The following is a 24175-nucleotide window of genomic DNA, read 5'->3' on the forward strand; positions in this document are numbered from 1 at the left end:
GATACGCGGCCGTCGGTCTGATGGGGTCATGAGGACGAGAATGTGGGCCGTCGCGGCCGGGCTGGCGGGAGCGCTGGCGCTGGCGGCGTGCGGTGGGCAGGCGGACGAGGGCGTGGCGACGGCGGGCGGGGCCCGGCCGGACGCGAGCGCCTCCGCCGTCCCGGAGGACAAGACGGAGCAGGGGCGCCGGTTCGCCGCCTGCATGCGGGAGCACGGCGTGGACATGCCCGACCCGGAGCCGGGTGAGGCAATGCGTGCCGAGATGAGCAAGCTGCCCAAGGACAAGCTGGCGCCCGCGCTGGAGGCGTGCAAGACCCTGCTGCCCGGCGGCGGTGACGCGCTGCAACTCGACCCGCAGCAGGTGGAGCAGCTGCGGGCGCTGTCCAAGTGCATGCGGGAGAACGGCGTCGAGGAGTTCCCCGAGCCGGACGACACCGGCAAGCTGCGCCTGGAGGGCAACCTGGCGGATCTGCGGAGCAGCCCGAAGTTCCAGCAGGCGCTGGAGAAGTGCCGCGACCTGATGCCGGCGTTCAAGGGCGGCGGTGGCAAGTGAGGGCGCGTTACCTGGTCGGCGGGCTCACCGTGCTGGCCGCCGCCGCGGCGGCCGGGCTGGCTGTGGGCCTGCCGACGTCCTCCGGCGGGGACGAGGCGACCGCCTCGGGCCCGGCGCAGACCGCCACGGTGACCCGGCAGGACCTGGCCGACACGGAGACCAAGACCGGCACCCTGGGGTACGGCACCGAGCACACCGTCGCGGCCCGCGCCTCGGGCACGGTGACCTGGCTGCCGGCCGAGAACGCGCTGGTGAGCCGGGGCAGGCCGCTCTACCGCGTGGACGACCAGCCGGTGGTGCTGCTGTACGGCGCCATGCCCGCATACCGGCAGCTGCGCAGCGGGGTGGAGGGGCCGGACGTGAAGCAGTTGGAGCAGAACCTCAAGGCCCTCGGATACGGCGGCTTCACGGTGGACCGCGAGTACACCGGCGCGACCGCCGACGCGGTGCGGCGCTGGCAGGAGGATCTCGGCCTGCCGGAGACAGGCACGGTCGAGCCGGGCCGGATCGTGTACGCCGCCGGGCAGGTGCGCGTGGACGCGCTCAGCGCCGCGGTCGGCGACCTGGTGCAGCCCGGCACGCCGCTGCTGACCCGCACCGGCGTGGACCGGGCGGTCGTGGTCGAGCTGGAGGTCGCCGACGAGCGGCTGGCCGAGGCGGGCGCCGTGGTCGAGGTCGAGCTGCCCGACGGCAGGCGCGTGCCGGGCAAGGTCAGCACGGTGCAGACGGTCATCGCGCCCGGTGCCAACGGCGCGGACCCGACCACCAGCCTGGAGGTCACCGTGACGCTGACCGGCGAGGAGGCGGTGCGCGGGTTCGACCAGGCGGCCGTCGACGTCGGCTTCACCGCGGACACCCGCGAAGGGGTGCTGACCGTGCCGGTCGCCGCGCTGCTGGCGCTCGCCGAGGGCGGCTACGGCCTGGAGCTGGTGGAGGACGGGCGCACCCGGATCACGGCCGTGGAGACCGGGCTGTTCGCCGCGGGCCGGGTCGAGGTGAGCGGGGACGGCCTGGCCGAGGGCGCCGTCGTCGGGATGCCGTCGTGACGGCGCCGATGGTCGCCCTGCACGGCGTCACGAAGGTGTACGCGGGCAAGGTCACCGCGCTGGCCGGGGTGAGCCTGCGGATCGAGCGGGGAGAGCTGGCCGCCGTCGTCGGCCCGTCCGGGTCCGGCAAGTCGACCATGCTGCACATGATCGGGGCGCTGGACCGGCCGACCGAGGGCCGCGTCGAGATCGACGGGTTCGACCTGGCGGCGCTGTCCGACCGGCAGCTGTCGGCGCTGCGTGGCAGCCGGATCGGGTTCGTGTTCCAGCAGTTCCACCTGGCCGCGGGCATGTCCTGCGTGGACAACGTCGCCGACGGCCTGCTCTACGCCGGGGTGCCGCTGCGGGAACGCCGCGGGCGCGCGGTCGCGGCGCTGGAGCGGGTCGGCCTGGCGCACCGGCTGACCCACCGGCCGCACGAGCTGTCCGGCGGCGAGCGGCAGCGGGTGGCGATCGCCCGCGCGGTGGTGGGCGAGCCGCCGCTGCTGCTGGCCGACGAGCCGACCGGCAACCTCGACTCGCACTCCGGCGCGGTGGTCCTGGACCTGCTCCGGGAGCTGCATGCGAGCGGCACGACGCTCGTCGTCATCACCCACGACCGCGAGATCGCCGCCGGCTTCCCGCGCGCCGTCACCATGCGCGACGGCCGCCTGGCCGCGGAGGTCCCGGCATGACCGCCCCGAGCCCGCCGCGGTTGCGGGTGGGGGATCTGCTGCGGGTCGGGGCGATCGGCTTGCGTACGCGGCCGACGCGCGCCTTCCTGTCCGCGCTGGGCATCGCGATCGGCATCGCGGCGATGGTGGCCGTGGTCGGGATCTCGGCGTCGTCGCGGGCCGAGCTGGACCGGACGCTGGACCGGCTGGGCACCAACCTGCTCACCGTCACCCCGGGCAGCAGCCTGTTCGGGCAGGACGCGCAGCTGCCGCTGGACGCGGTCGCGATGATCGAGCGGATCGGCCCGGTCACCGACGTGTCCGCGGTGGGCCGCGTCGAGGCGAAGGTGTACCGCACCGACCGGATCCCGAAGGCGGAGAGCGGCAGCCTCGGCGTGCGCGCCGTCGACCTGGACCTGCCGGCGACGGTCGGCGCGGAGCTGGCCGGCGGGGTGTGGCTCAACGCGGCGACCGGCCGCTACCCGGCGGTGGTGCTCGGTGCCACCGCGGCCGGCCGGCTCGGTGTTCCCGCGGCCGGCCCCGACCGGCAGGTATGGCTGGGTGGGCAGTGGTTCACCGTGATCGGCGTCCTGCGGCCGGTGCCGCTGGCCGCCGAGCTGGACACCGCGGCGCTGGTCGGCTGGCCCGCCGCGCAGGCGTACCTCGGCTTCGACGGCCACGCCACCACGGTCTACACCCGCTCCCGGGAGTCGCAGGTGGAGGCGGTACGCGACGTGCTGGCCGCCACCGCCAACCCCGAGGCGCCGAACGAGGTCAAGGTGTCCCGGCCCTCCGACGCGCTCGCCGCGCAGCAGGCCACCGACGAGGCGTTCACCGGGCTGCTGCTCGGCCTGGGCGCGGTGGCGCTGCTGGTCGGCGGGGTGGGCGTGGCCAACACCATGGTCATCTCGGTGCTGGAGCGGCGGGCCGAGATCGGGTTGCGGCGCTCGCTCGGCGCGACCCGGGGGCAGGTGCGCGGGCAGTTCCTGACCGAGTCGCTGCTGCTGGCTCTGCTCGGCGGGGTGGGCGGAGTGCTGCTGGGCGGGCTGGTGACCGCGGCGTACGCCCTGCTCCAGGGCTGGCCGGGGGTGGTTCCCGCCTGGGCGACCCTCGGCGGTCTGGGCGCGACGCTGCTCATCGGCGGGGTCGCGGGTCTCTACCCCGCGGTGCGGGCTTCGCGGCTGTCCCCCACGGAGGCGCTCGCGACCCCGTGACAGCTGCCGCGTCCGGCTTTGCTCTGCACCCGAATACGCACCTGTCGCGCATTCGTGTGCAGAGCAAAGTCCGGTGGACGCTCATGCGTGACGCTGTTGGGAGGGTCTGCCGGAGAGAAACAGGGGCGACCGGTGTCCGGCGCCGTTGTTAGCATCCCGTTCGTCCGGCCGGGACCGGCCGGACGAACGGGGAGGTTCCAATATGGTGAGAAAGTGGGGCGCGGCTGCCGTCGCGCTCACCGCGGCGCTGGCCGCGGCCGTCGCCGGGCAGTCGCCCGCAGCGGCCTACGAATTCAGCTCGGTGCCGGCGGCGAGCTGGTCCTACACCAGCTCCGCGGAGCAGGGGCGGTCCTTCACACCCGCCGACTACGCGCCGGTCGGGCGCCAGGAGCCCGCGGACGGCACGAAGTTCCGGGCCCGGCTCTACTTCACGATCGATCTGACCGCGTTCGACGGCAAGGTGTTCCACGAGGCCCTGCTGTTCACACGGGAGCGCACGGCGGCCGACTGCGCCGCGCCGTCGCCGCTGGAGGTGTGGCGCACGGCCGCCGCGACCTCGGCGCCCACCTGGAAGAACCCGCCCGCCCAGCTGGAGCGGCTCGGCTCGCCGGCCCCGGCCGAGAACTACGCGTGCCCGGGATACCTGCAGCTCGACGTGCTCGACGCGGTCAAGGCCGCGCAGTCCCGCGGTGACGACACGCTGTCGCTGGAGCTGCGCGTCGCCGAGGGGTCCGAGGGTGCGCAGCGGTTCGGCCGCACGTTCCACCGGCCGAGCCTGCAGTTCCGGGTGAACGCGCGACCCGGCATCAGCAGTCTGCAGCTGCAGCTGCAGCAGGCGTGCGGCACCCTCGCCGAGCCGGTGCTGGTGCCGCGGCAGAACCTGACCCTCACCGCCGTGACCACGGGCGGCGAGCCGAACGAGCTGGTGACGGCGCAGTTCGCGCACTGGCCGGTGGACCGGCCGGAGCAGCGCGCCGAGGTGCCGGGCGTCGGCTACAGCGGCGACAGCGTCCGGTACGAGCTGACCGCGGGCACCCACCCGCACGGCACGGTGGTCGCCTGGTCGGCACGGTCCTGGGACGGGCACGACCACTCGGACTGGGCGCAGCCCTGCTACTTCGCCATCGACTCGGCCGCGCCGGCGCAGGCGCCTGTCGTCACGTCGGCGGAGTACCCGGCCGGCCGCGACTGGCCGGGACACGGCGGTGTGGGCGTGCCGGGCACCTTCACCCTGGACGCCCAGGGCGACCCGGACGTGACCCGTTACAAGGTGTGGGTGTCCAGCGGCTTCCCCTGGTACGTCGACGCGCCGCAGCCCGGCGCGGCCACGTCCACGGTCTACACGCCGACCGGCCGCGGGCCGAACACGCTGTACGCGGCGGCGGTCGACAAGGCCGGCAACGTCGGACCCCAGACTGCATACGAGTTCCTGGTGCGGGACACCGCTCCCGGTGTCGAGGTCGAGGTGGCCGGGGTCGGCCTGCCGAGCGTGCTGCGGCTGTCGCCGACCATCGACGGCGTGACGGAGTACCGCTACCGCATCGGCGACGGTGCCGAGGCCACCGTGGCGGCGGCCGGCGACGGCAGCGCCGTCACGGACATCGTGTTCCCCGCCGTGGGGACGCACCAGCTGACCGTCTCCAGCTACACGGCGGCGGGCCTGGCCGGGGTGACCAAGCAGAACGTCAGCGTCACGGACGCGCCGCGGGTCACCTCGTCGGTGTCCGGCCCGTATGGCCACCAGGCCGTCGTCGGCCAGACGATGACCTGGACCTTCAAGCCGGGCGGCCCGGACGTGGTGGCGTACCAGTACCGGCTGTCCTCGGACACGGAGCTGATCCGGGTCGAGGCGGACGCCACCGGCACGGCCACGCTGGACTGGACGCCGACCGAGGGCGGCAGCTGGCAGCCCGCGGTCTGGGCGGTCTACGCGGACGGCAGCCGTTCCGCGACCGTGCAGAACCTGTCCGTCTCGGTCACAGACAGCCGTCCGTACGTGGAGTCGCTGATCTACAACCCGTGGGAGCCGGCGGGTGGCGTGGGCGTCTCCTCGCCGTTCTGGATCTGGTCGGACCTGGTCGACGTCCCCGTCACCGAGTTCGTGGTCAAGCTCAACGACGGCGCGCCGTTCACCCTGTCCACCGAGGGCGGCACCTCGACCTTCGTGGAGCTGGCACCGGACCGGGCCGGGGAGAACGTGCTGACCGTGCAGGCGCGCTACACCGACGGGACGCTGTCCCCGGCGCGGGAGTGGACGTTCCTGGTCGCGGGCTGACCGCAGCTGAACGGAACGGGCCGGTGGTCGACGACCACCGGCCCGTTCGCCGTATGGACCTGCTCAGAGGCGGGCGAGCGCCTTGCGCAGCGGGTCGAGACCCAGCGAGCCGAGGTCGAGCGCGTCGGAGTGGAACCTGCGCAGGTCGAACGCGGCGCCCTGGCGGGCCTTGGCCTCGTCGCGGGCCTGCAGCCAGATCCGCTCGCCGACCTTGTACGACGGCGCCTGGCCGGGCCAGCCGAGGTAGCGGTTCAGCTCGAAGCGCAGCATCTCGTCGCCCACGCGGCAGTGCGCGCGCAGGAACTCCCAGCCCAGCTCGGGCGTCCACCGCTCGCCGGGGTGGAAGCCGAACGGGTTGTCGCGCGGGATCTCCAGCTCCAGGTGCATGCCGATGTCGACGATGACCCGGGCGGCCCGGAACGCCTGGCCGTCGAGCATGCCGAGCTTGTCGGCCGGGTCGGCGAGGTAGCCGAGGTCGTCCATGAGCCGCTCGGCGTACAGGGCCCAGCCCTCGCCGTGGCCGGAGGACCAGCTCAGCAGCCGCTGCCAGCGGTTCAGTTTCTCCGCCTGGTACGCCGCCTGCGCGACCTGCAGGTGGTGGCCGGGGGCGCCCTCGTGGTAGACCGTGGTCACCTCGCGCCAGGTGGAGAACTCCTCGACGCCCTGCGGCACGGCCCACCACATGCGGCCGGGACGGGTGAAGTCCTCGCTCGGCCCGGTGTAGTAGATGCCGCCGTCGCTGGTCGGGGCCAGACGGCACTCGATGCGCCGGATCTTCTCGGCGATGTCGAAGTGGGTGCCGTTCAGGTCGCTGATCGCCTTCTCGGCCAGCTCCTGCATCCAGACCCGGAAGTTCTCCTTGCCCTGGACCTTGTACTTCGGGTCGGCGTCGAGCTTGGCGACCGCGTCGTCGATCGAGGCGCCCGGACCGGCGATGATCGCGGACACCGCCCGCATCTCGGTCTCCAGCCGGTGCAGCTCCTCGAAGCCCCAGGCGTACGTCTCGTCCAGGTCGACCCGGGCGCCGAGGAAGTACTGCGAGGCCAACTCGTAGCGCTCGCGCCCGGCGGCCTCCTTCTCCCGGCCCAGCGGGGCCAGCTCGGTGCGCAGGAAGCTCGCGAAGTCGGCGGTGGCCTCGTTCGCGGCCGCCGCGCCCCGGTCCAGCTCGGTGCGCAGCGCGCCACCGGCCTCCAGGCGCCGGGCCAGGCCGAGGTAGAAGTCGTCACCGTCCGCGCTGGTCCAGATGTCACACTGCTTGGCGACCTCCTCCAGCTGGCGGCGGGCGCTGACCTTGCCGCCGCGCGCGGAGTCGAGCAGCGTCTGCCGGTACTGCGCGAGCGCGGCCGGGAAGGCGTTGAGCCGGGCGGCGATGTTCGCGACCGCCTCCTCGCCGTCGGTCGGCATCAGGTCGAACGCGCCGCGCATGGTGTGCAGCGCGCTGGAGATCACGTTCAGCTCGCTGGTCACCTCGCCGGCCTCGAACCGGGCGACGCTCAGTTCGAGGCGCTCGACCATCGCCTCCTTGGCCACGTACTCGCGATCGTCGGCGGGCTCGATCGAGCGCAGCTCGGCCAGGGTGCGGCGGTCCAGGTCCTCGGCCGCGGCATACCCCGCCGCGGACAGGTCGTCGAGTTTGTCGTCGTAGCCGCTGATACCGACGAAGGTGGCGCCGATGGGGCTCAGCGGGGCCCATTCGTCGACATAGCGATCGGCCAGGTCATCAACACGTCCCATGCGTGGAAACCTAGCCGAACGTCCCAGCGGCGCGCAGGCGACTTAGTCGTGGCGCGATCCTGCCGTTCGATGTCCGGAACTCGCTGGTGCGCCAGGCCGCCCCTCTGGCAGTGTGTCAGGGGTGACCACCACTATCGCTCCTGACACCACCGCGGCCGGGACCAGGTCGGCCTGGCTGCCCGCGTTCGCGGCGAACGCCGTCATCTGGGGATCGAGCTTCATCTTCATCAAGATCGGCGTACGGGAGCTGCACCCCACCTGGGTGGCCGCCGGGCGGATCACCGTCGGCGCACTCACCCTGCTCGCGCTGCTGGTGGTGGCCGGGCAGCGGGTGCCCACCGACCGGCGGCTCTGGGGGCACATGCTGCTGCCGGGCGTGCTCGGCGTGGCGCTGCCGTTCACCCTTTTCGCGTACGGCGAGGAGCGGGTGGACAGCCTGGTGGCGGGCATCTGGAACGCGACCACGGCGCTGTGGGTGCTGCCGTTCGCGGTCGTCGTCTTCCGCACCGAGAGGTTCACCGCCCGCTCGGCGGGCGGCCTGCTGATCGGGTTCGCCGGGGTGCTGACCGTGCTCGGCTTCTGGCACACCGACGGCGCCTCGTCGCTGTCCGGCCAGCTCATGTGCGGCGCGGCCGCCGCCTGCTACGGCGTGTCCATCCCGTACATCAAGCGCTTCGTCACCGGCCGGAAGTTCGACGGCAACCCGTCCGGCGTTTCGCTGGCCTTCGCGCAGACCGTCGTCGCCACGGCCGCCTCGGTGCTCGCCGCGCTGCTGGTGTCGGGCCTGCCGCCCGCGGTCACCGGGCTGTCCTGGCCGGTCATCGGCTCGGTGGTGGCGCTCGGCGTGTTCGGCAGCGGCATCGCGTTCGCGCTCAACATGCGGGTGATCGCGGTGGCGGGCGCGTCCATGGCCGCCTTCGTGACGTACCTGGTGCCCGTCGTCGCGACGCTGCTCGGCATCCTCGTCCTGGACGAGTCGCTGCACTGGAACCAGCCCGTCGGCGCACTGATCGTCCTGCTCGGCGTCGCCGTCGCCCAGGGCGCCCTCCCCCGCCGCCCCGCCTGACCCCCGCCCCGCCCCGCCCCGCGCGGCGCGGCGCGGTCGCGCGGGCCGCAAGATCCGCCGATTTGCCTGGCACATGGGCCAATGCGCGCCCAAGATACGCCCGTGTGCCGGGCAAGTCGGACGATCAGGGCCCGCGGCGCGGCGCGGCCGGCGGGTGGTCAGGAGGCCGGGGCGTGGGTATGGGTCCAGGCGAGCAGATCCTCCACCGGCCAGGTGTTGACGATCCGGTCGGCGGTGAGGCCGGCGGTCTCGGCGCGGGAGCAGCCGTTGACCAGCCAGTCGAGCTGCGCCACCGCGTGCGCGTCGGTGTTGATCGCGAACCGGAGGCCGTCCACCTTCACCGCCTTGCGCAGCAGGTTCGAGGGCGGGTCGAGCCGGTCGGGGCGTGAGTTGATCTCCAGGGCCTTGTCGTGGCGGGCCGCGGCGGCGAAGACCGCGTCCGCGTCGAAGCTGCTCGGGGCGCGCCGCCGCAGCGTGCCGCCCCGGCCCGCGTGCCGTGCGTCGGTGGCCACCGGCAGCTTGCGGCCGGTGCAGTGGCCCAGCACGTCCAGGTGCGGGTCGGCCAGTGCGGTGATCATGCGCCGGGTCATCTTCGCCCGGTCCATGCGCAGCTCGCTGTGCACCGAGCCGACCACCACGTCGAGCCGGGCCAGCAGTTCCCGCTCCTGGTCCAGCGAGCCGTCCGGCAGGATGTCCACCTCGATGCCGGTCAGCACGCGGAACCCGGTGCCGGCCAGCGCCTCGTTCACGGTGGCGATCGCGTCGAGCTGGCGGTGCAGCCGGGCGGCGGACAGGCCGTGCGCGATGGTCAGCCGGGGCGAATGATCGGTGACCGCCAGGTAGTCGTGGCCCTGCGCGGCCGCGGCGGCGACCATCGCCTCGAGCGGGTCGCCGCCGTCCGACCAGTCGGTGTGCGTGTGCAGGTCACCGCGCAGCAGCTCGCGCAGGCTCGTCATGCCGCCAGGCTAGCCGTCCGGGCCGGAGCCGGGATCACCGATCAGCCGCGGGCGGTTCCGGTGGCCCGTAAGAGGATTGTCGGCGTCATGGTGCCGCGATAGCCTCCGCACGCTGTAGCAACAGGTACACGGGGAGGAACACGTCATGACCGCAGGCGTACGCGCGCTGCTGAGCGTGCTGATGCTGATCGGTTTCTACATACTCGCGCTGGTGGAGCTGGTGGCGGCACTGGCTTTCGCGGTCTGGCTGGCCTCGGTGGCGCCAGCCGCGATCGCCGTCAAGCTCAGCGCGCCGCTGTTCATCGCGATCGTCGGCGGTGTCGGCTGGGCGATGTGGCAGGCGATCCGGGCCAAGAACGAGCCGATGCCAGGCGTGGTGGTGACCCCCGACCAGGCGCCGCAGCTGTGGGCCGAGGTGCGCCGGCTGGCCGAGGGCGTCGGCACCCGCGCCCCCGACGAGCTGCGGATCGTGCCCGAGGTCAACGCCGCGGTGTCGGAGCACGCCAAGCTGCTGGGCCTGATCCCGGGCCGCCGTTACCTCTACCTCGGACTGCCGCTGCTGCAGGCGATGACCGTGGACCAGATGCGCGCGGTGCTCGCGCACGAGCTGGGCCACTACTCGGGCGCGCACACCCGGCTCGGTGCCGTGGCCTACCGCGGCCGCATCGCCATCGAGGGCGCGGTGAGCCGGATCAGCTCGTGGAACGTGGCGGGCTGGCCGTTCCGCCTCTACGCCCGGCTCTACCTGCTGGTCGACAGCGCCGCGTCGCGCCGCCAGGAGCTGGAGGCCGACGCCGCCGCGGTGCGGCTGGCCGGCAAGCAGGCCGCGATCGCCGCGCTGACCGAGGTCAGCGTCGTCGCCATGGCGTACGACTTCTACCTGGGCCGCTACGTGGCGCCCGGCGCCGAGCTGGGTCTGCTGCCCGACGACGTGTTCGCCGGGTTCGGCGACCTGCTGGCCGCGCGCGAGGAGGAGATCGCCGGGCTGCGCGAGCGCGCCGCCGAGCAGGAGAAGGGCTCGGTGTGGGACACCCACCCGCCGCTGCCGGTGCGCATCGCCGCCATCAACGCGCTGCCCGAGGGCTCGCCCAGCAACGACCGGCGCCGCGCCACCGACCTGATCCCGTACCTGCCGCAGGTGAGCGGGCGGCTGCACCAGCTCGCGATCAACGTGAACGGCCGCGAGGTGCTGCCCTGGCCGCAGTTCACCGCCGCGACGGAGAGCCGCCGCCTGCAGGGCGCGGCCGACGACATCTTCCGCGAGATCGCGCGCCGGCTGGGCCGCCCGATGGTGGGCCTGGCCGAGGTGCTCGACGCGCTGGCGGCGGGCCGGGCCGGTGAGCTGGGCGAGGCCTTCTTCAGCGACGCCACCCGCAAGGAGGCGGCGGTGAAGTTCGCGCAGCCGCTGGAGGTGCTGCTGATGCTGGCGGCGCTGCGCTCGGAGCGGCTGTCCTGGCGTTCGTCGTGGACCGGCTCGTCGACCCTGGTGGACGCCGACGGCAAGGAGCTGGACCTGGCGCCGGTGGCCGAGCTGGCGGTGCACCCGGCGACGCTGCCGCAGGCGCGCGCCCGGCTGCTGGAGCTGGGCATCGAGGTCGCCGCCGCGCTGGCCGTGGAGACGACGGCGACCGCGCGCGGCGGCGACGTGATCGCCGGGTTCGGCAACGTCACCTTCGACGGCATCGAGTCGGACCTGCTGGTGCTGGACAACGGCCTGATCGCGATCGCGACCAAGGGCGACAAGGACGAGGGCGCCGACCGGATGAAGGCGCTGGTGTCCTCGGTGCCGCTGACGAAGCTCGCCGAGCAGCACCGCTTCCTGCCGTACGAGGAGTTCCACAAGGTCACCATCACCAAGCAGGTGCCGATCCGGGCCGTCATCGAGCTGCACGGCGGCCGGACGGTCGAGCTCAAGGAATCGTGGACCGGCGACGAGCTGCACAAGGGCAGCCGCGACGTGCTGCACAAGGTGTTCGCCCAGTTCACCGGGGAATGACGGCATGCCGGTCGAGCCACTGCCGACGGGAGAGTATCGCGTGATCCAGCAACGACAGCCCGACCCGCACCAGCCCGGTGCGCCGGTGCACCCGTCCGGCGGCCCGGCCGGTGTCCTGGCGTACACCGAGCCGGACCGGGCCGCCGCTCACGGCGGGGTGGTGGCTGCGGCGGCGGCCGCCGAGGCGCGGGAGGCGGGCAACTGGTCCATCGGCGACTTCCGCCTGGCGACCATGCTGATCGGCACGATCGTCGGCGGCGGCATCGCGCTCACCAACGGCAGCAAGGACGAGCGGCTGATCTTCGTGATCGTGGCCGCGCTGCTCGGCGCGGCCTCCGGCGAGGCGTTCGGCTTCGGCTTGTCCCGCTGGGCCGAGGTGCGCCGGATGCACCGGATCGTGAAGCGGCGGGTGTGGTTCTCTTTGCTCACCGTGATCGCCGTGGCGGCCGGGCTGGTCGCGGCGACGCCGCTGCTGCTCCCCGAGGTGGCCGGCGGCAACGGCCAGGCGGTCATCGAAGCCCACAACCTCACCGCACGCGGCATCGCGATCTCCGCGCTGGCGATCATCGGCGGTCTGCCCAGCGCCGCGACGCTGGCAGCGGTGAAGCAGGTGGCCGCCGACCCGCTGCCGGGCACGCCGGGCCAGCAGCTCGACGCGCTGCTGCGGCTGCGCCGCATGTGCGCCCGCATGCTCAGCCAGCTCGGCATCCTGGTGCTGCTGGTGATGGGCGTCAACGCCGCCGCGCGCACCGTGGGCATCGACCTCGATCCGGGAGTGGTCATCTTCTCGGGCGTGGTGGCCTCGTTCGTGGTCGGCACGATGTACGCGCCCACCGCCGCCACGCTGCGCCGCCGCGGCCAGATCTTCGTGGAGCGGCACTTCGCCCTGGACCACGTGCCCGTCGCCGAGCTGGTCGACGCCGCGGAGAACAAGGGCAAGCTGGAGAAGCTGCTCAGCCTCGACCAGACCACGTTCGGGGAGCTGAAAGCCGGGCTGGTCGTGCTCTCCCCGGTCGTCGCCGGCGCCGTGGCCCTGATGATCCAGAACCTGAAGTAGCTCCCGCACGAATGAAGCTCCCGTCCTGCGAGGACCGCAGGGCGGGAGCTTCATCGCGTCGGCAAGGGCGGCGATCACCAGCCCGTGTCGATGAAGCCGGGCCGGTTGACCAGGTTGAACAGGGCGAACCGGCGCTGCGCGCCGCCGTTGATGGCGGTGTACGCGCCTCCGGCCACCAGCTGCCCCAGCTCCGGGTTGGTGCTGAGGGTGTTCACCCCGACCGAGCCGTTGCCGTCGGCGGTCCAGGGCAGCAGGTCCCCGGCCAGGGTGACCGCGGCCAGCTTGACCCGCCGGTTCGAGCCGTCGAGGCAGACGCCCTTCGCACCGACGTTGGCGCTCTTGCACACGTTGTCGAAGTGCCCGCCGAGGTAGACGGTGCCGTCCAGCACCGCCACCGCCTGCACGTCGCCGTCCGTGGTGATGGTCCACTTCGCGTTGCCGGCCAGGTCCATCGCGGTGGCCCGGCCACCCGCGCCGTCGATGCCCGCGTACAGCGTGCCGCCGCCGAGGGCGAGGTCGTGCACCATCGCCGTGACGTGAGACCAGAAGCCGAGGTCGACGTCGCCCCGCGCCGGGTCGACCGCGGCGATCTTGCCGGTGCCCTTGAGGTAGTTCACCGCGTTGAAGCGCCCGGCGAGGTAGACCCGGTCGGACGAGACGAGCAGCGCGCGCACGATGTCGTTGACGTGCGGCCGCCAGTTCGGGTCGAGCGCGCCGGTGCTGCTGTCGAACGCCGCGGCCCGGGCGCGTTCCTGCCCGTTCACGCTGGTGATCGAGCCGCCTACGTAGAGCCGGTCGTGCCCGACGGCCAGCGCGTACGGTGTGCCGGAGACGGCGTGCTTGAACCCGCTGTGCAGCACTCCGCCGGCGTCGACCTTCGCGAGGTTGTCGCGGCTCACGCCGTTGATCTTGTGGAACGAGCCGGCCAGGTAGATCCCGGACCCGTCCGCGGCGAGCGCGGTGATCCGCCCGTCGGCGACGGGGGCCCAGGGCAGCAGCGCGCCGGTGCGCGCGTCGACGGCCGCCAGCCCCGCCCGCTTCACCGACTTCCCGTTGCTGGTGACCGAGGTGAAGTCACCGCCGACGTAGATGGTGCTCCCCCGGTACACGGTGGCGTGCACCTCGCCGTTGAAGGTCACCGAGGGCGCCGGGGCCGGGTTCACCGGCGCGGCGAGAGCGGCCGAACCGGCCGAAGCGGAGGCGAGCACGCCCGCGACGGCCGCCACCGCGATATCGCGCAATCTTGTACATTTCAGCACGTCATACCCAACGAGGCACCCACCGGGCCGACGCTCCCGCGCGCGCGGTGTGGCAGGCTGCGCGTGTGAACATCGCGGTGATCGGACTCGGGCTCATCGGCGGATCGCTGATGCGCGCGCTGGCGGCCGCCGGGCACCGCGTGCTCGGCTTCGATGCCGACCCTGAGGTGCGCGCGACGGCCCGCAGCGCGGCGGCCCGGGTGCCCGCGGCGCAGCGCTGGCAGATCACCGCGACGATCCGCGACGCCGCGGCCGACGCCGACCTGGTCGCGCTGGCCGTGCCGCTGCCCGCGCTGGACGACGTGCTGGACGCGCTGGTCGCCGGTGGCTTCCACGGGCTGATCACCGACGTCACCTCGGTGAAGGGCCCGGTGCGCGAGACGGTCGCCCGGCGGCTGCGCGGTGCGGCCAACCCGCTGGCCGGGTTCGTCGGCGGGCACCCGATGGCGGGCAAGGAGACCTCGGGTTTCGCCGCCGCCGACCCGGCGCTGTTCACCGGCTGCGCCTGGGTGCTGTGCCTGGACGAGCCGGGCGTGCTCGACGACTGGCTGACCCTGGCCGGGCTGGTCACCTCGCTGGGCGCGCGGGTGGTGCCGTCGACCAGCGCCGAGCACGACCGCGCGGTCGCCGCGATCAGCCACGTGCCGCACCTGCTCGCCCTGGCCCTCGCCGCCGCCGCGGCAACCGACCCGCTCGCGCTCACCCTGGCCGCGGGCTCGTTCCGGGACGGCAGCCGGGTCGCGGGCAGCCGCCCGGAACTGGTCGCCGCGATGTGCGGCGGCAACGCCGCGGCGGTGCTGCCCGCGCTCGCCGATGTGCAGTCCCGGCTGGACGAGGCGGCCAAGGCGCTGGAGGGGCGCGACCCGATCCGCGCGGTGCGCGACTGGGCGCAGGACGGTCACACCGCGCGCCGGGCCTGGCCGCCCGCGCCGGGCCGCCCCGAGCAGGTGCCCGCCCGCACGGAGACCCTGCTGCGGCTGGGCCGGGCCGGCGGCTGGATCACCGAGGTGGCCCCGGACCGCCGTACCGTGACCGCGTTCCTGCCGGTTGAAGGTGCGTGAGCCGGAGCCGTCCCACCCTGCGTGAGCCCCACCCGGTACGCCCGTGGGCGGTGGTCGCGGGCGCGCTGGCCGCGGGGGTGTGGCTGCTGTCGTTCGGCATGTTCGGGGTGACCCTCGGCGGCTACGTGGCCTGGACCCTGCTGGCCGGCCTGCTCGCCTGGGCCGCGGCGCACGCGCTGGCCCGGTACGGCGACCGGGGGGTGGCCGCCGGGGTCGCCGCGGCGACCGGGGTCGCCTGGACCGCTGCGGCACTCTCCGTAGTCATGGAGTGGATTCGCCGAGGAGCGTGGCCACTATGAGTGACCTTGTGTTAAGACTCCGCGACGGTCATGGCGGCGGTACGGTGCTGAGGAGCACCGGTCACGAAGCGTCATGGATCGACCGCATTCCCGGACTTGACGGAGGTCACACTCGCGCGGCACTCTCGGCTGTATGTGGACGCCCCAGCAGCCAGATCCGGACCGGTGCCGCCGGCGCCTGCAGTTGCTGGCCGAGCTGTCCGGAGGCACGGGCCGGGAGCGTCTGCTCCCCGTCGTGGGCAGCACCAGAGCCGGCCGGGGGGCGGGCAGGGGTGTCGCGGCGGAGAAACTCCGCGAGCTGATCGCGCTGCGTCGGCGACTGGCGGGCTGACGGGTCGTTGTCTGATCAGGGCCGTCAGTCCGCAAGAGCCGCCGGATGACCAGCCCTCGCCGGTGACCTGCGAGGTCGCCCGGCGCCCATATCGACACTATTTGGGGGGACCGTGTCGTACTTCGCCGCCGCGGTGGTCCGGGGCCGGTCCGGCTGGGCCGCCACCGAACTCGACCTGCACGATGCCGCAGACGTGGACGAGGTCGCGGACCTGCTGCGCGACACCGATCCCGCGGCCGACGTGTCCCTGATGTTCGTCGAGTCCGACGACGCCTACCTCGTGGTGATGCGCCTCGACGAGGGCGAGGACCTGCGCATCTTCGGGTCCGACTCGGCCTTCGCCGACGAGTCGCGGCTCGGCAAGCTGCTGCTCAGCGACGTGGAGGTCCCCGTCGTCGAGATCGACGAGGCGGAGCCCACGGACGACGACGAGGACCGTCCCGCCGCCGACCCCGCGGCCGATCCGGTGGGCGACGCCGACCTGCTGGCCGATCTCGGCGTGTCCGCGCACAAGCTGCTGGCCCTGTGCGCCACCGACGGCCTGCTGCCCGCCGACGTGACCGCCGAGGTGTGCCAGGCCATCGGCTGCGGCGACGAGGTCGAGGAGCTGCGCGAGTCTTGAGAGCCAGGCCGCGGCACGAGGAGTGGATGCGCCGCGCCCTCGCCGTCGCGGCAGGCTGCGACGACAGTGCCGACGTGCCGGTCGGTGCGGTGGTGTACGCCCCCGACGGCACCGAGCTGGCGATCGGGCGCAACGAGCGGGAGGCCACCGGCGACCCCACGGCGCACGCCGAGATCCTCGCGCTGCGCGCCGCCGCCGCCCGCTGGGGCGAGTGGCGCCTGGAGGGCTGCACGATCGTGGTGACGCTGGAGCCGTGCACCATGTGCGCGGGCGCGATCGTGCTGGCCCGCATCGGCACGGTGGTGTTCGGTGCCTGGGAGCCCAAGACCGGCGCGGCCGGCTCGCTCTGGGACGTGCTGCGCGACCGCCGCCTCAACCACCGCCCCGAGGTCTACTCCGGGGTGCTCGCCGACGAGTCCGCCACCCTCCTGCGCACCTTCTTCGACCGGTCGCCGGGCCCTGACCTGCCCGCGCCGTCCCGGGAAGCCGGCTGAGGGCCGGGGATCTGCCCATGCCGCGCGGCAATCGATGGGCTGCCTCCGCAACACCCGGGTTGCGCCGCGCACTCGGCCGCATGCCAGGTCCGAGGCTCCGGCGCCAGCCATCCTCGGTGACGGGCCACACCTTCTGGGTTGTACCTACATCCCAGAAGGTGTGGGCCGCACGCTGGAGTAGTGCCGCGGCGGGTGACGGGTCAGCGCGAGACCGTGCCGGCCAGATAGGGCTTGCCCGAGCGGGCGTCACGCAGGGAGAACTCGTCCCCCGTCCAGGTGAAGCCGACCGTCGCGGGCAGCAGCATCGGGAGCTTGAAGGCAACGTCGACCGTGTACGCGTCCGGGAGCCTGCCCTCCAGCGCGGCCAGGCACCGGGCCTTGCTCCACATGCCGTGCGCGATGGGGCGCGGGAAGCCGAACAGGCGCGCACCCAGCCACGAGGTGTGGATCGGGTTGTGGTCGCCGGAGGCGTCCGCGTACTCCGTGCCGGTCGAGGTGGGCACCCGCCAGGTCGCGTGCGGCGGCGCCTCGGGCGCGGGCTCGCGGGCCGGGCGCTCCTCGCGGGGCTCCGCGGACGGCCCCCGCCGCAGGTACGTCGACACGTCCCGCCACACCACCGTCCCGTCCACCGACGCGGTGGTGATCACGTCGTACTGCCGCCCGCGCGGGTGGTCGCGCAGGTCCCGCGCGTGTACCGCCAGCTCCAGCACGTCGTCGGCGGTCAGCGGCCGGGTCTGCTCGATGCGGTTGGCCACGTGCACCCCGCCCACCACCGGGAACGGGAAGTCGCGCCGGGTCATCAGATCCAGCTGCAGGCCGAAGCCCAGGATGTGCGGGTAGGTCACCGGCAGCCGGTCGCTCAGCCGGAACCCGCACACCCGCTGGTAGCGGGCCAGGTGCGCGCGGTCCACGACGGCCGTGGTGGTCAGCGTGTCCTCGGGCAGCGTGCTGGGCCTGGGGAACGGCACGACGGACAGCGCCGCGCGCAGCATGCTCGGCATGTCAGGCCCCCAGCAGCGACTGGCCGCAGACACGCACCACGTTGCCGGTGACCGCGGCCGAGCCGGGCGCGGCGAACCAGGCCACCGTCTCCGCGACGTCCACCGGCAGGCCGCCCTGGGACATGCTGTTCATGCGCCGCCCGGCCTCGCGGATGAACATCGGCAGCTTCGCGGTCATCGCGGTCTCGATGAAGCCCGGCGCGACCGCGTTCACGGTGATGCCCCGCGCGGCGAGCACCGGGGCCAGCGCGTGCACCCAGCCGATGACACCGGCCTTGCTGGCGGCGTAGTTGGTCTGGCCGCGGTTGCCGGCGATGCCCGCGATGGAGGCCACGCCGACGATGCGGCCGCCGTCCGGGATCAGGCCCGCGTCGAGCAGCACCTGCGTGACGTGCGCCGGGGCGATCAGGTTGACCTTGAGCACGGCGTCCCAGCGGGCCGGGTCCATGTTCGCCAGCGTCTTGTCGCGGGTGATGCCCGCGTTGTGCACCAGCACGTCCAGGCGGCCGTGCCGCTCCCGCAGGTGGTCGGCCAGCCGCTGCGCGGCGTCCGCCCCGGTCAGGTCCAGCTGGTACGCCTCGCCGCGTACCTCGTTGGCGACCTTGGCCAGGTCGTCCCCGGCCGGGGGCACGTCCAGGCAGATCACGTGGGCGCCGTCGCGCGCCAGCACCCGGGCCATGGCCGCGCCGATGCCCCGCGCCGCGCCGGTGACCAGCGCGATCCTGCCTCGCAGATCGCCGCCCTCCGGCGCCGGGACGGCGCCCACGGTGATCGTCTGCCCGCTCACGTACGCCGACTTCGCCGACAGCAGGAAGTCGAGGGTCGAGCGCAGCGCGGCGATGTCGGCGTCCGGGTGCACCCGGACCAGCTGCGCGGTGGTGCCCCGGCCGAACTCCTTGCCGACGCTGCGTACGAAACCGTCCAGGGCCTGCTGCGCGGCAGCCTGGCCCGGGTCGGCGACCGAGGCGAGCGGCAGGCCCAGCACGACCACGCGGCCGGCCGGGGTGAGCGCTCGCGCGACCGGGTGGAAGAAGTCGTAGAGCGCGCGCAGGCCGGCCGGGCCGGTGATGCCGGTCGCGTCGAAGACCAGCGCGTGGTGCCTGCCGGCCTCCTCGCTCGACGCGTACAGCTTGGCCAGCTCCTCGAAGCGCGGGCCGTCGGACGGGCCGACCAGCACCGGGCCGGGGATGAGCGCGTCGCCCTCGCGGAATCGGGCCAGCTTCTGCGGATCGGGCAGGCCGAGCCGCTTGACTATCGCCCGCCCAGGCCCGGACCTTGCGAAACTTGTGTAACGGTCGCTCATGCGGTAGACCTTACTCGCGAGTAAGGTCGAACACCAGGAGGCTGTTGTGACTCAGAGTGTGCGTAAGGTGGCCGTCCTCGGCGGCAACCGGATCCCGTTCGCCCGGTCCAACAGCAAGTACGCCCAGGCCTCCAACCAGGACATGCTCACCGCCGCGCTCGACGGGCTGATCGCCCGCTACGGACTGTCCGGGCAGCGCCTCGGCGAGGTCGCCGCGGGCGCCGTGCTCAAGCACGCCCGCGACTTCAACCTCACCCGCGAGTCGGTGCTCGGCACCGGCCTCGACCCGGCCACTCCCGCCGTCGACCTGCAGCAGGCCTGCGGGACCGGCCTCCAGGCGATCACCTATCTCGCCAACAAGATCGCGCTGGGGCAGCTGGAGTCCGGCATCGCGGGCGGCGTGGACACCACCTCCGACGCGCCGCTCCAGCTCAACGAGCAGTTCCGCCGCGTGCTGCTGCGCCTCAACAGCGCGAAGAGCACCGGCGACCGGCTCAAGGCCGCCCTGGCGCTGCGCCCGCTCCAGCCGTTCAAGCCGGAGCTGCCCCGCAACGCCGAGCCGCGCACCGGGCTGTCCATGGGCGAGCACGCCGCGATCACCGCCGAGCGCTGGGGCGTCACCCGTGCCGACCAGGACGAGCTGGCGCTCGACTCGCACCGCAAGCTCGGTGCCGCGTACGAGGCCGGCTTCTTCGACGACCTGCTCACGCCGTACCTCGGCCTGACCCGGGATCAGAACCTGCGCCCCGACACCTCGCTGGAGAAGCTCGGCTCGCTCAAGCCCGTGTACGGACTGCGCGGCAAGAACCCGACCATGACCGCGGGCAACTCCACCCCGCTCACCGACGGCGCCGCCGTCGTGCTGCTCGGCTCCGAGGAGTGGGCCGCCGAGCACAGCCTGCCGGTGCTGGCGCACTTCGTCACCGCGCAGACCGCCGCGGTCGACTTCGTGCACGGCGACCCCGAGCCCGAGGGCCTGCTGATGGCCCCGGTGTACGCCGTGCCCCAGCTGCTGTCCCGGCTCGGCCTCAAGCTGCAGGACTTCGACTTCTACGAGATCCACGAGGCGTTCGCGTCGCAGGTGCTGGCCACGCTGGCCGCCTGGGAGTCCAACGGCCTGGGCACCATCGACCGGTCCCGCCTCAACGTGAACGGCTCGTCGCTGGCGGCCGGGCACCCCTTCGCCGCCACCGGCGGCCGCATCGTGGCCACCGCCGCGAAGCTGCTCGCCCAGCGCGGCTCCGGCCGCGCCCTCATCTCGATCTGCGCCGCCGGCGGCCAGGGCGTCGTCGCCGTTCTCGAACGCTGACCCTCTGGATCTAGATGAGTTGTGGTCGCCTGGGCAGCAACAACTCATCTAGATCCAGCCCAGCCCGCCGCGTGGAGCGCGGTGCGGAGGGTGGCGGCGACCTCGTCGGGGCGGGTGCGGATCTGGTACGCGGTGAAGCGGAGGATGCGGTCCCCGCCGGTCCAGATGTCGTTCTGCCGCCTCATGTCCGCCTCCCAGTGGGCCACCTCCATGTGGTGGGCGCCGTCCACCTCGACGTGCAGCCGGTACGCCCGCCAGTACGCGTCCCGGTAGCGGACCCTGCCGCTGGCGTCCACACGCCGGTCTTGCAGGTCGGGCACGGGGAGGTGGTGGCGGCGGCACAGCTTCACGAAGTCGATCTCAGAGAGCGCGCCCGCGCCGCCCGCGGCGTCCCGTGCCGTGGTGGCGATCAGCGTGCGGCGCGGTGCCCGGGGCAGCCGGTGCAGCACCTCCAGCAGTTCCGACGGCAGGACCAGCCGTTGCTGGCAGGCCGCCGCGACGATCGTCTGCGCCGCGTCGGGGAACCGCGCCCAGGAGGCCGCATCGACGACGGAACGGGCGATCGTGGTGCGTGGCGGCCGCCCGAGCTGGCAGTCCTGCTCGGTCAGGTGGATGGTGCGGCGTACCTTGACCGCCGGCATGTCGAGGGGCAGCCGACGGAATAGATCGGGCCGGTGGCCCCCGGTGTGAACCAGCACATCGATCCGCTCTTCGCGGAACTTCCCGCGCAGCCCACCGGCGTGCGCGGCGGCCAGCCCGGCCAGCCGGGCGTCAGGCCCGGCGGCCAGCACCGCCACCCAGCGCTGTTGATCGAGACTGAGCGGCCCGGTCCCCGCGAAGACGATGCCTCGGCACACCTGCCGCCAGCGTCCCGTCTCGATCCGGTGCCGCACCTTGCCCACCGTCAGCAACTCCACCGCCTGCGCCCAGGTCAGCACGTTGCTCTGCGCGAACAGCACCCACTCCAGCTCCTCCACCCGAGCAGCCTGGCCTGGATCTAGATGATTTGTTGTCGCCCCAGCGACCACAAATCATCTAGATCCACGACTGGGGGAAGGTAGCTAACGGATGGTGCCGGGTGGGGCGAGCCATTGGGCGGGTTGGCCGGTGGCTTTCTTGATGACGTCGAAGTCGCCGTCGTAGTGCAGGACCGTGAGGCCGTTGAGTTCCGCGGTGGCGGCGACGAGCAGGTCGATGGGGCCGGCGCTGCGGTGCTGGCCCTGCTGGGTGAGCAGGTCCTGGACCTCTGCGGCGCGACGGTACACCCCGTCGGGGATGACGACCCATGGATAGGCCAGCCGGAGCGTGTCCAGCAGCACCGCTCGGTCGGCGGCGGACCTGGCGGAATGGAGCAGTTCGAGTTCCGTCACCGCGCACAGTCCGATGAGGCCCTGGCTCACCGGCTTGTCCCAGCCGAGTCTTCCGCCGCTCGGGCGGAGCAGCCGGACCAGTGCGCTCGTGTCGATGAGATAGGTGACCGTCACGGCTTAGGACGATAGTTCTTCTTATCCAGAAGCTCGTCGAAGTATCCTGCGTCACCGAATTCACGCAGCTTGGCAAGGGCTTCCGCGCGCCTGCGCTGGGCGGCGCTCTCCCGCAGGGCGGTGTTGACGGTGTCCTTCTTGGTCTTCGTGCCGAAGACCTCGGCGGCGTCGGCGAGCAGCTCCTCGTCGATGTCGATCAGCATCTTCGCCATCGGGTCCCCCTCGCGGCCGCGATATATACGATCTCGCCAAGGAGTATATACGCCGGGCCTCGGGCTCGCCAGGGACGGGGATCGCTGCGTGCGAGAATGAGGCACGTGACGAAGCGCCCGCACGTTCCGAATGTCCTGGCCACCCGCTATGCCTCCGCTGAACTGGTGACGCTGTGGTCGCCCGAGGAGAAGGTCCGCGCCGAGCGCCGGCTGTGGCTCGCGGTGCTGCGCGCCCAGCGTGATCTCGGCATCGCGCTGCCCGACGGCGTGATCGAGGCGTACGAGCGGGTGCTGGACCAGGTCGACCTGGACTCCATCGCGGCCCGCGAGCGGGTCACCCGGCACGACGTGAAGGCGCGCATCGAGGAGTTCAGCGAGCTCGCCGGCCATGAGCAGATCCACAAGGGGATGACCTCCCGGGACCTGACCGAGAACGTCGAGCAGCTGCAGATCCGCGACTCGCTGCTGCTGATCCGGGACCGGATCGTCGCCGCGCTGACCCGGATGGCCGCCCGCGCCACCGAGTACGACCAGACGATCATGGCGGGCCGCTCGCACAACGTGCCCGCGCAGGCCACCACGCTGGGCAAGCGGTTCGCCTCGGCGGCGCAGGAGATGCTGATCGCGTACGAGCGCCTCGACGAGCTGATCGCCCGCTACCCCCTGCGCGGCGTCAAGGGCCCGGTGGGCACCGCGGCCGACCAGCTCGACCTGTTCGACGGCGACGCCGCGAAGGTCGCCGAGCTGGAGCGCCGGGTCGCCGGGCACCTCGGCTTCCAGCGGGTGCTCGACAGCGTCGGCCAGGTCTACCCGCGCTCGCTCGACTTCGACGTGCTGACCGCCCTGGCCCAGGCGGCGTCCGCGCCGTCGAGCCTGGCCACCACGATCCGGCTGATGGTCGGCCAGGAGCTGGCCACGGAGGGCTTCAAGCCGGGCCAGGTGGGCTCGTCGGCGATGCCGCACAAGATGAACACGCGCTCCAGCGAGCGGGTCAACGGCCTGGCCGTGATCGTCCGCGGTTACGCGAGCATGGCCGGTGAGCTGGCCGGCGACCAGTGGAACGAGGGCGACGTGTCCTGCTCGGTGGTGCGCCGGGTGGCCCTGCCGGACGCCTTCTTCGCCCTGGACGGCCTGTTCCAGACCTTCCTCACCGTGCTCGACGAGTTCGGCGCGTACCCTGCCGTGATCAACCGCGAACTGGACCGCTACCTGCCCTTCCTCGCCACCACGAAGGTGCTGGTCGGCGCGGTCAAGAAGGGCGTCGGCCGGGAGACCGCCCACGAGGCCATCAAGGAGCACGCGGTCGCCGTGGCGCTGGCCATGCGCGAGCGCGGCCAGGCCGAGAACGACCTGTTCGACCGCCTCGCCGCCGACGCCCGCCTGAGCCTCTCCCGCGCCGAAATCGACGCCCTGGTCGCCGACCGCTCCGCCTTCGTCGGCGCCGCCTCCGCCCAGGTCGCCGCGATCGTCGCCCAGGTCGAGAAGATCGCCGCCCAGCACCCCTCCGCCGCCGCCTACACCCCCGCCGCCATCCTCTGAAAGGAAGGGCACCTTCTTCTCGTTTTCCGTAGTAGAAGGTGCCCTTCCTAACGCGCCGCAGGCGCGGTGCGGGGTCGGGGCTGAGAGGATCACCGGGTGGAGTTCCTGGGCGCGCTGCTGGTGGCCTTCGTGGCGATCTTTCCGGTGGAGCTGCCGGACAAGACGTTCGTGGCGACGCTGGTCCTGAGCACCCGCTACCCGCCCCTGCCCACCTGGCTCGGCGTGGTGGCCGCGTTCGGCGTGCAGTGCGTGATCGCGGTGGCCTTCGGCGCGCTGCTGACGAAGCTGCCCACCCAGCCGGTGCAGCTGGTCGCCGCGGCGCTGTTCGCGGTGGGCGCCTTCGTGCTGGCCCGGGGCGCGGGCAAGGCCGACGAGCAGGAGCAGGAGCAGGAGGAGGAGTTCGCGGCCAAGGCCGCCGAGCCCAAGCGCGGCTGGCGGGCCGCGGGCGCGAGCTTCCTGGTGCTGTTCACCGCCGAGTGGGGGGATCTGTCCCAGCTGCTGCTGGCGGGGCTGGTCGCCAGCGGGCGGCCGGTGGTGCCCACGTTCCTCGGCGGCTGGCTGGGTCTGGCCACCGTGTCCGGTCTGGCGGTGCTGCTCGGCCGGTGGCTGTTGAAACGGGTGAAGCTCAGGGTCATCCGTTACGTGGGCGCCGGGGTCTGCGGGGTCCTGTCGGTCGTGACCTTGCTCTCAGCTCTGTGAAAGCAGTGAACT

Annotated in this window: 22 protein-coding genes and 1 pseudogene; 15 read left to right on the forward strand and 8 right to left on the reverse strand. The window is 73.0% G+C overall.

Annotated elements, in window-relative coordinates:
- The first annotated feature begins 28 nt into the window (after positions 1–28).
- From CS0771_RS07345 to CS0771_RS07365, 5 genes are all read left to right on the forward strand, one after another.
- A complete protein-coding gene (locus tag CS0771_RS07345; RefSeq protein ID WP_212840324.1) occupies positions 29–553 on the forward strand; it encodes a hypothetical protein in 525 nt (174 codons plus the stop codon).
- Positions 550–1599 carry an efflux RND transporter periplasmic adaptor subunit gene (locus CS0771_RS07350; RefSeq protein WP_212840325.1) on the forward strand — a complete coding sequence of 350 codons (1050 nt, stop codon included), beginning with the start codon at positions 550–552 and terminating at the stop codon, positions 1597–1599. The genes CS0771_RS07345 and CS0771_RS07350 overlap by 4 nt, the downstream gene beginning before the upstream one ends.
- An 8-nt stretch (positions 1600–1607) precedes the next feature.
- Positions 1608–2273 carry an ABC transporter ATP-binding protein gene (locus CS0771_RS07355; protein WP_212845679.1) on the forward strand — a complete coding sequence of 222 codons (666 nt, stop codon included), beginning with the start codon at positions 1608–1610 and terminating at the stop codon, positions 2271–2273.
- Positions 2270–3466: an ABC transporter permease gene (locus CS0771_RS07360; RefSeq protein WP_212840326.1), complete on the forward strand. Its 1197-nt coding sequence runs from the start codon at positions 2270–2272 to the stop codon at positions 3464–3466. Before CS0771_RS07355 ends, CS0771_RS07360 begins: the two co-directional genes overlap by 4 nt.
- 202 nt (positions 3467–3668) lie before the next feature.
- Positions 3669–5741 carry a hypothetical protein gene (locus tag CS0771_RS07365; protein ID WP_212840327.1) on the forward strand — a complete coding sequence of 691 codons (2073 nt, stop codon included), beginning with the start codon at positions 3669–3671 and terminating at the stop codon, positions 5739–5741.
- 63 nt (positions 5742–5804) lie between these two features.
- Here the strand turns inward: CS0771_RS07365 and CS0771_RS07370 are convergent, their stop codons facing one another.
- Positions 5805–7475 carry a DUF885 domain-containing protein gene (locus CS0771_RS07370; RefSeq protein WP_212840328.1) on the reverse strand — a complete coding sequence of 557 codons (1671 nt, stop codon included), beginning with the start codon at positions 7473–7475 and terminating at the stop codon, positions 5805–5807.
- A 121-nt stretch (positions 7476–7596) separates the two neighbouring features.
- On the opposite strand from CS0771_RS07370, the gene CS0771_RS07375 reads away from it, so the two are divergent.
- Entirely contained in the window at positions 7597–8541 is a 945-nt protein-coding gene (locus tag CS0771_RS07375; protein ID WP_244870660.1) for a DMT family transporter, read from the forward strand.
- A gap of 158 nt (positions 8542–8699) precedes the next feature.
- Here the strand turns inward: CS0771_RS07375 and CS0771_RS07380 are convergent.
- Positions 8700–9494 (reverse strand): annotated as a pseudogene (locus tag CS0771_RS07380) (PHP domain-containing protein); the annotation flags it as partial.
- A 148-nt stretch (positions 9495–9642) separates the two neighbouring features.
- Here CS0771_RS07380 and CS0771_RS07385 point away from each other — a divergent pair.
- Positions 9643–11493 carry a M48 family metallopeptidase gene (locus CS0771_RS07385; protein ID WP_212840330.1) on the forward strand — a complete coding sequence of 617 codons (1851 nt, stop codon included), beginning with the start codon at positions 9643–9645 and terminating at the stop codon, positions 11491–11493.
- A 40-nt stretch (positions 11494–11533) separates the two neighbouring features.
- Positions 11534–12550: a hypothetical protein gene (locus CS0771_RS07390; protein ID WP_212840331.1), complete on the forward strand. Its 1017-nt coding sequence runs from the start codon at positions 11534–11536 to the stop codon at positions 12548–12550.
- Positions 12551–12624: 74 nt separating this feature from the next.
- On the opposite strand, the gene CS0771_RS07395 is transcribed toward CS0771_RS07390, so the two are convergent.
- On the reverse strand, positions 12625–13791 hold the full coding sequence (locus CS0771_RS07395; RefSeq protein ID WP_244870661.1) for a hypothetical protein: 1167 nt from the start codon (positions 13789–13791) through the stop codon (positions 12625–12627).
- Between the two features lie 65 nt (positions 13792–13856).
- On the opposite strand from CS0771_RS07395, the gene CS0771_RS07400 reads away from it, so the two are divergent.
- The 4 genes from CS0771_RS07400 to tadA all read left to right on the forward strand — a co-directional run bounded on the left by CS0771_RS07400 (position 13857) and on the right by tadA (position 16616).
- Entirely contained in the window at positions 13857–14870 is a 1014-nt protein-coding gene (locus tag CS0771_RS07400; RefSeq protein ID WP_371821360.1) for a prephenate dehydrogenase/arogenate dehydrogenase family protein, read from the forward strand.
- Positions 14867–15169 carry a hypothetical protein gene (locus CS0771_RS07405; RefSeq protein ID WP_212840333.1) on the forward strand — a complete coding sequence of 101 codons (303 nt, stop codon included), beginning with the start codon at positions 14867–14869 and terminating at the stop codon, positions 15167–15169. Before CS0771_RS07400 ends, CS0771_RS07405 begins: the two co-directional genes overlap by 4 nt.
- Positions 15170–15612: 443 nt before the next feature.
- On the forward strand, positions 15613–16122 hold the full coding sequence (locus CS0771_RS07410) for a tRNA adenosine deaminase-associated protein (protein WP_212840334.1): 510 nt from the start codon (positions 15613–15615) through the stop codon (positions 16120–16122).
- Positions 16071–16616, forward strand: a complete 546-nt coding sequence (tadA, locus tag CS0771_RS07415) for a tRNA adenosine(34) deaminase TadA (protein WP_371821361.1) — start codon at positions 16071–16073, stop codon at positions 16614–16616. The genes CS0771_RS07410 and tadA overlap by 52 nt, the downstream gene beginning before the upstream one ends.
- Positions 16617–16816: 200 nt before the next feature.
- On the opposite strand, the gene CS0771_RS07420 is transcribed toward tadA, so the two are convergent.
- Together CS0771_RS07420 and CS0771_RS07425 are read right to left on the reverse strand one after the other, a co-directional pair.
- Positions 16817–17617, reverse strand: coding sequence for a MaoC/PaaZ C-terminal domain-containing protein (locus CS0771_RS07420; RefSeq protein WP_212840335.1), 801 nt, complete (start codon positions 17615–17617; stop codon positions 16817–16819).
- A gap of 1 nt (position 17618) precedes the next feature.
- Entirely contained in the window at positions 17619–18920 is a 1302-nt protein-coding gene (locus tag CS0771_RS07425) for a 3-oxoacyl-ACP reductase (RefSeq protein ID WP_212840336.1), read from the reverse strand.
- Between the two features lie 46 nt (positions 18921–18966).
- On the opposite strand from CS0771_RS07425, the gene CS0771_RS07430 reads away from it, so the two are divergent.
- Positions 18967–20229, forward strand: coding sequence for an acetyl-CoA C-acetyltransferase (locus CS0771_RS07430; protein WP_212840337.1), 1263 nt, complete (start codon positions 18967–18969; stop codon positions 20227–20229).
- Positions 20230–20273: 44 nt separating this feature from the next.
- On the opposite strand, the gene CS0771_RS07435 is transcribed toward CS0771_RS07430, so the two are convergent.
- The 3 genes from CS0771_RS07435 to CS0771_RS07445 form a co-directional block, all read right to left on the reverse strand.
- Positions 20274–21206 carry an endonuclease domain-containing protein gene (locus CS0771_RS07435; protein WP_212840338.1) on the reverse strand — a complete coding sequence of 311 codons (933 nt, stop codon included), beginning with the start codon at positions 21204–21206 and terminating at the stop codon, positions 20274–20276.
- A gap of 84 nt (positions 21207–21290) precedes the next feature.
- Positions 21291–21713, reverse strand: a complete 423-nt coding sequence (locus CS0771_RS07440) for a PIN domain nuclease (protein ID WP_212840339.1) — start codon at positions 21711–21713, stop codon at positions 21291–21293.
- Positions 21710–21925 carry a type II toxin-antitoxin system VapB family antitoxin gene (locus CS0771_RS07445; protein WP_212840340.1) on the reverse strand — a complete coding sequence of 72 codons (216 nt, stop codon included), beginning with the start codon at positions 21923–21925 and terminating at the stop codon, positions 21710–21712. The genes CS0771_RS07440 and CS0771_RS07445 overlap by 4 nt, the downstream gene beginning before the upstream one ends.
- Positions 21926–22021: 96 nt before the next feature.
- Here CS0771_RS07445 and purB point away from each other — a divergent pair, with 96 nt between their 5' ends.
- Together purB and CS0771_RS07455 are read left to right on the forward strand one after the other, a co-directional pair.
- The gene (purB, locus tag CS0771_RS07450; RefSeq protein ID WP_212840341.1) at positions 22022–23464 is read left to right on the forward strand and encodes an adenylosuccinate lyase; all 1443 of its coding nucleotides are present in this window, start codon (positions 22022–22024) and stop codon (positions 23462–23464) included.
- Between the two features lie 96 nt (positions 23465–23560).
- Positions 23561–24163, forward strand: a complete 603-nt coding sequence (locus CS0771_RS07455) for a TMEM165/GDT1 family protein (protein WP_212840342.1) — start codon at positions 23561–23563, stop codon at positions 24161–24163.
- The last annotated feature ends 12 nt before the right edge of the window (positions 24164–24175 follow it).

The sequence above is a fragment of the Catellatospora sp. IY07-71 genome, assembly GCF_018326265.1.
GTDB lineage: Bacteria > Actinomycetota > Actinomycetes > Mycobacteriales > Micromonosporaceae > Catellatospora.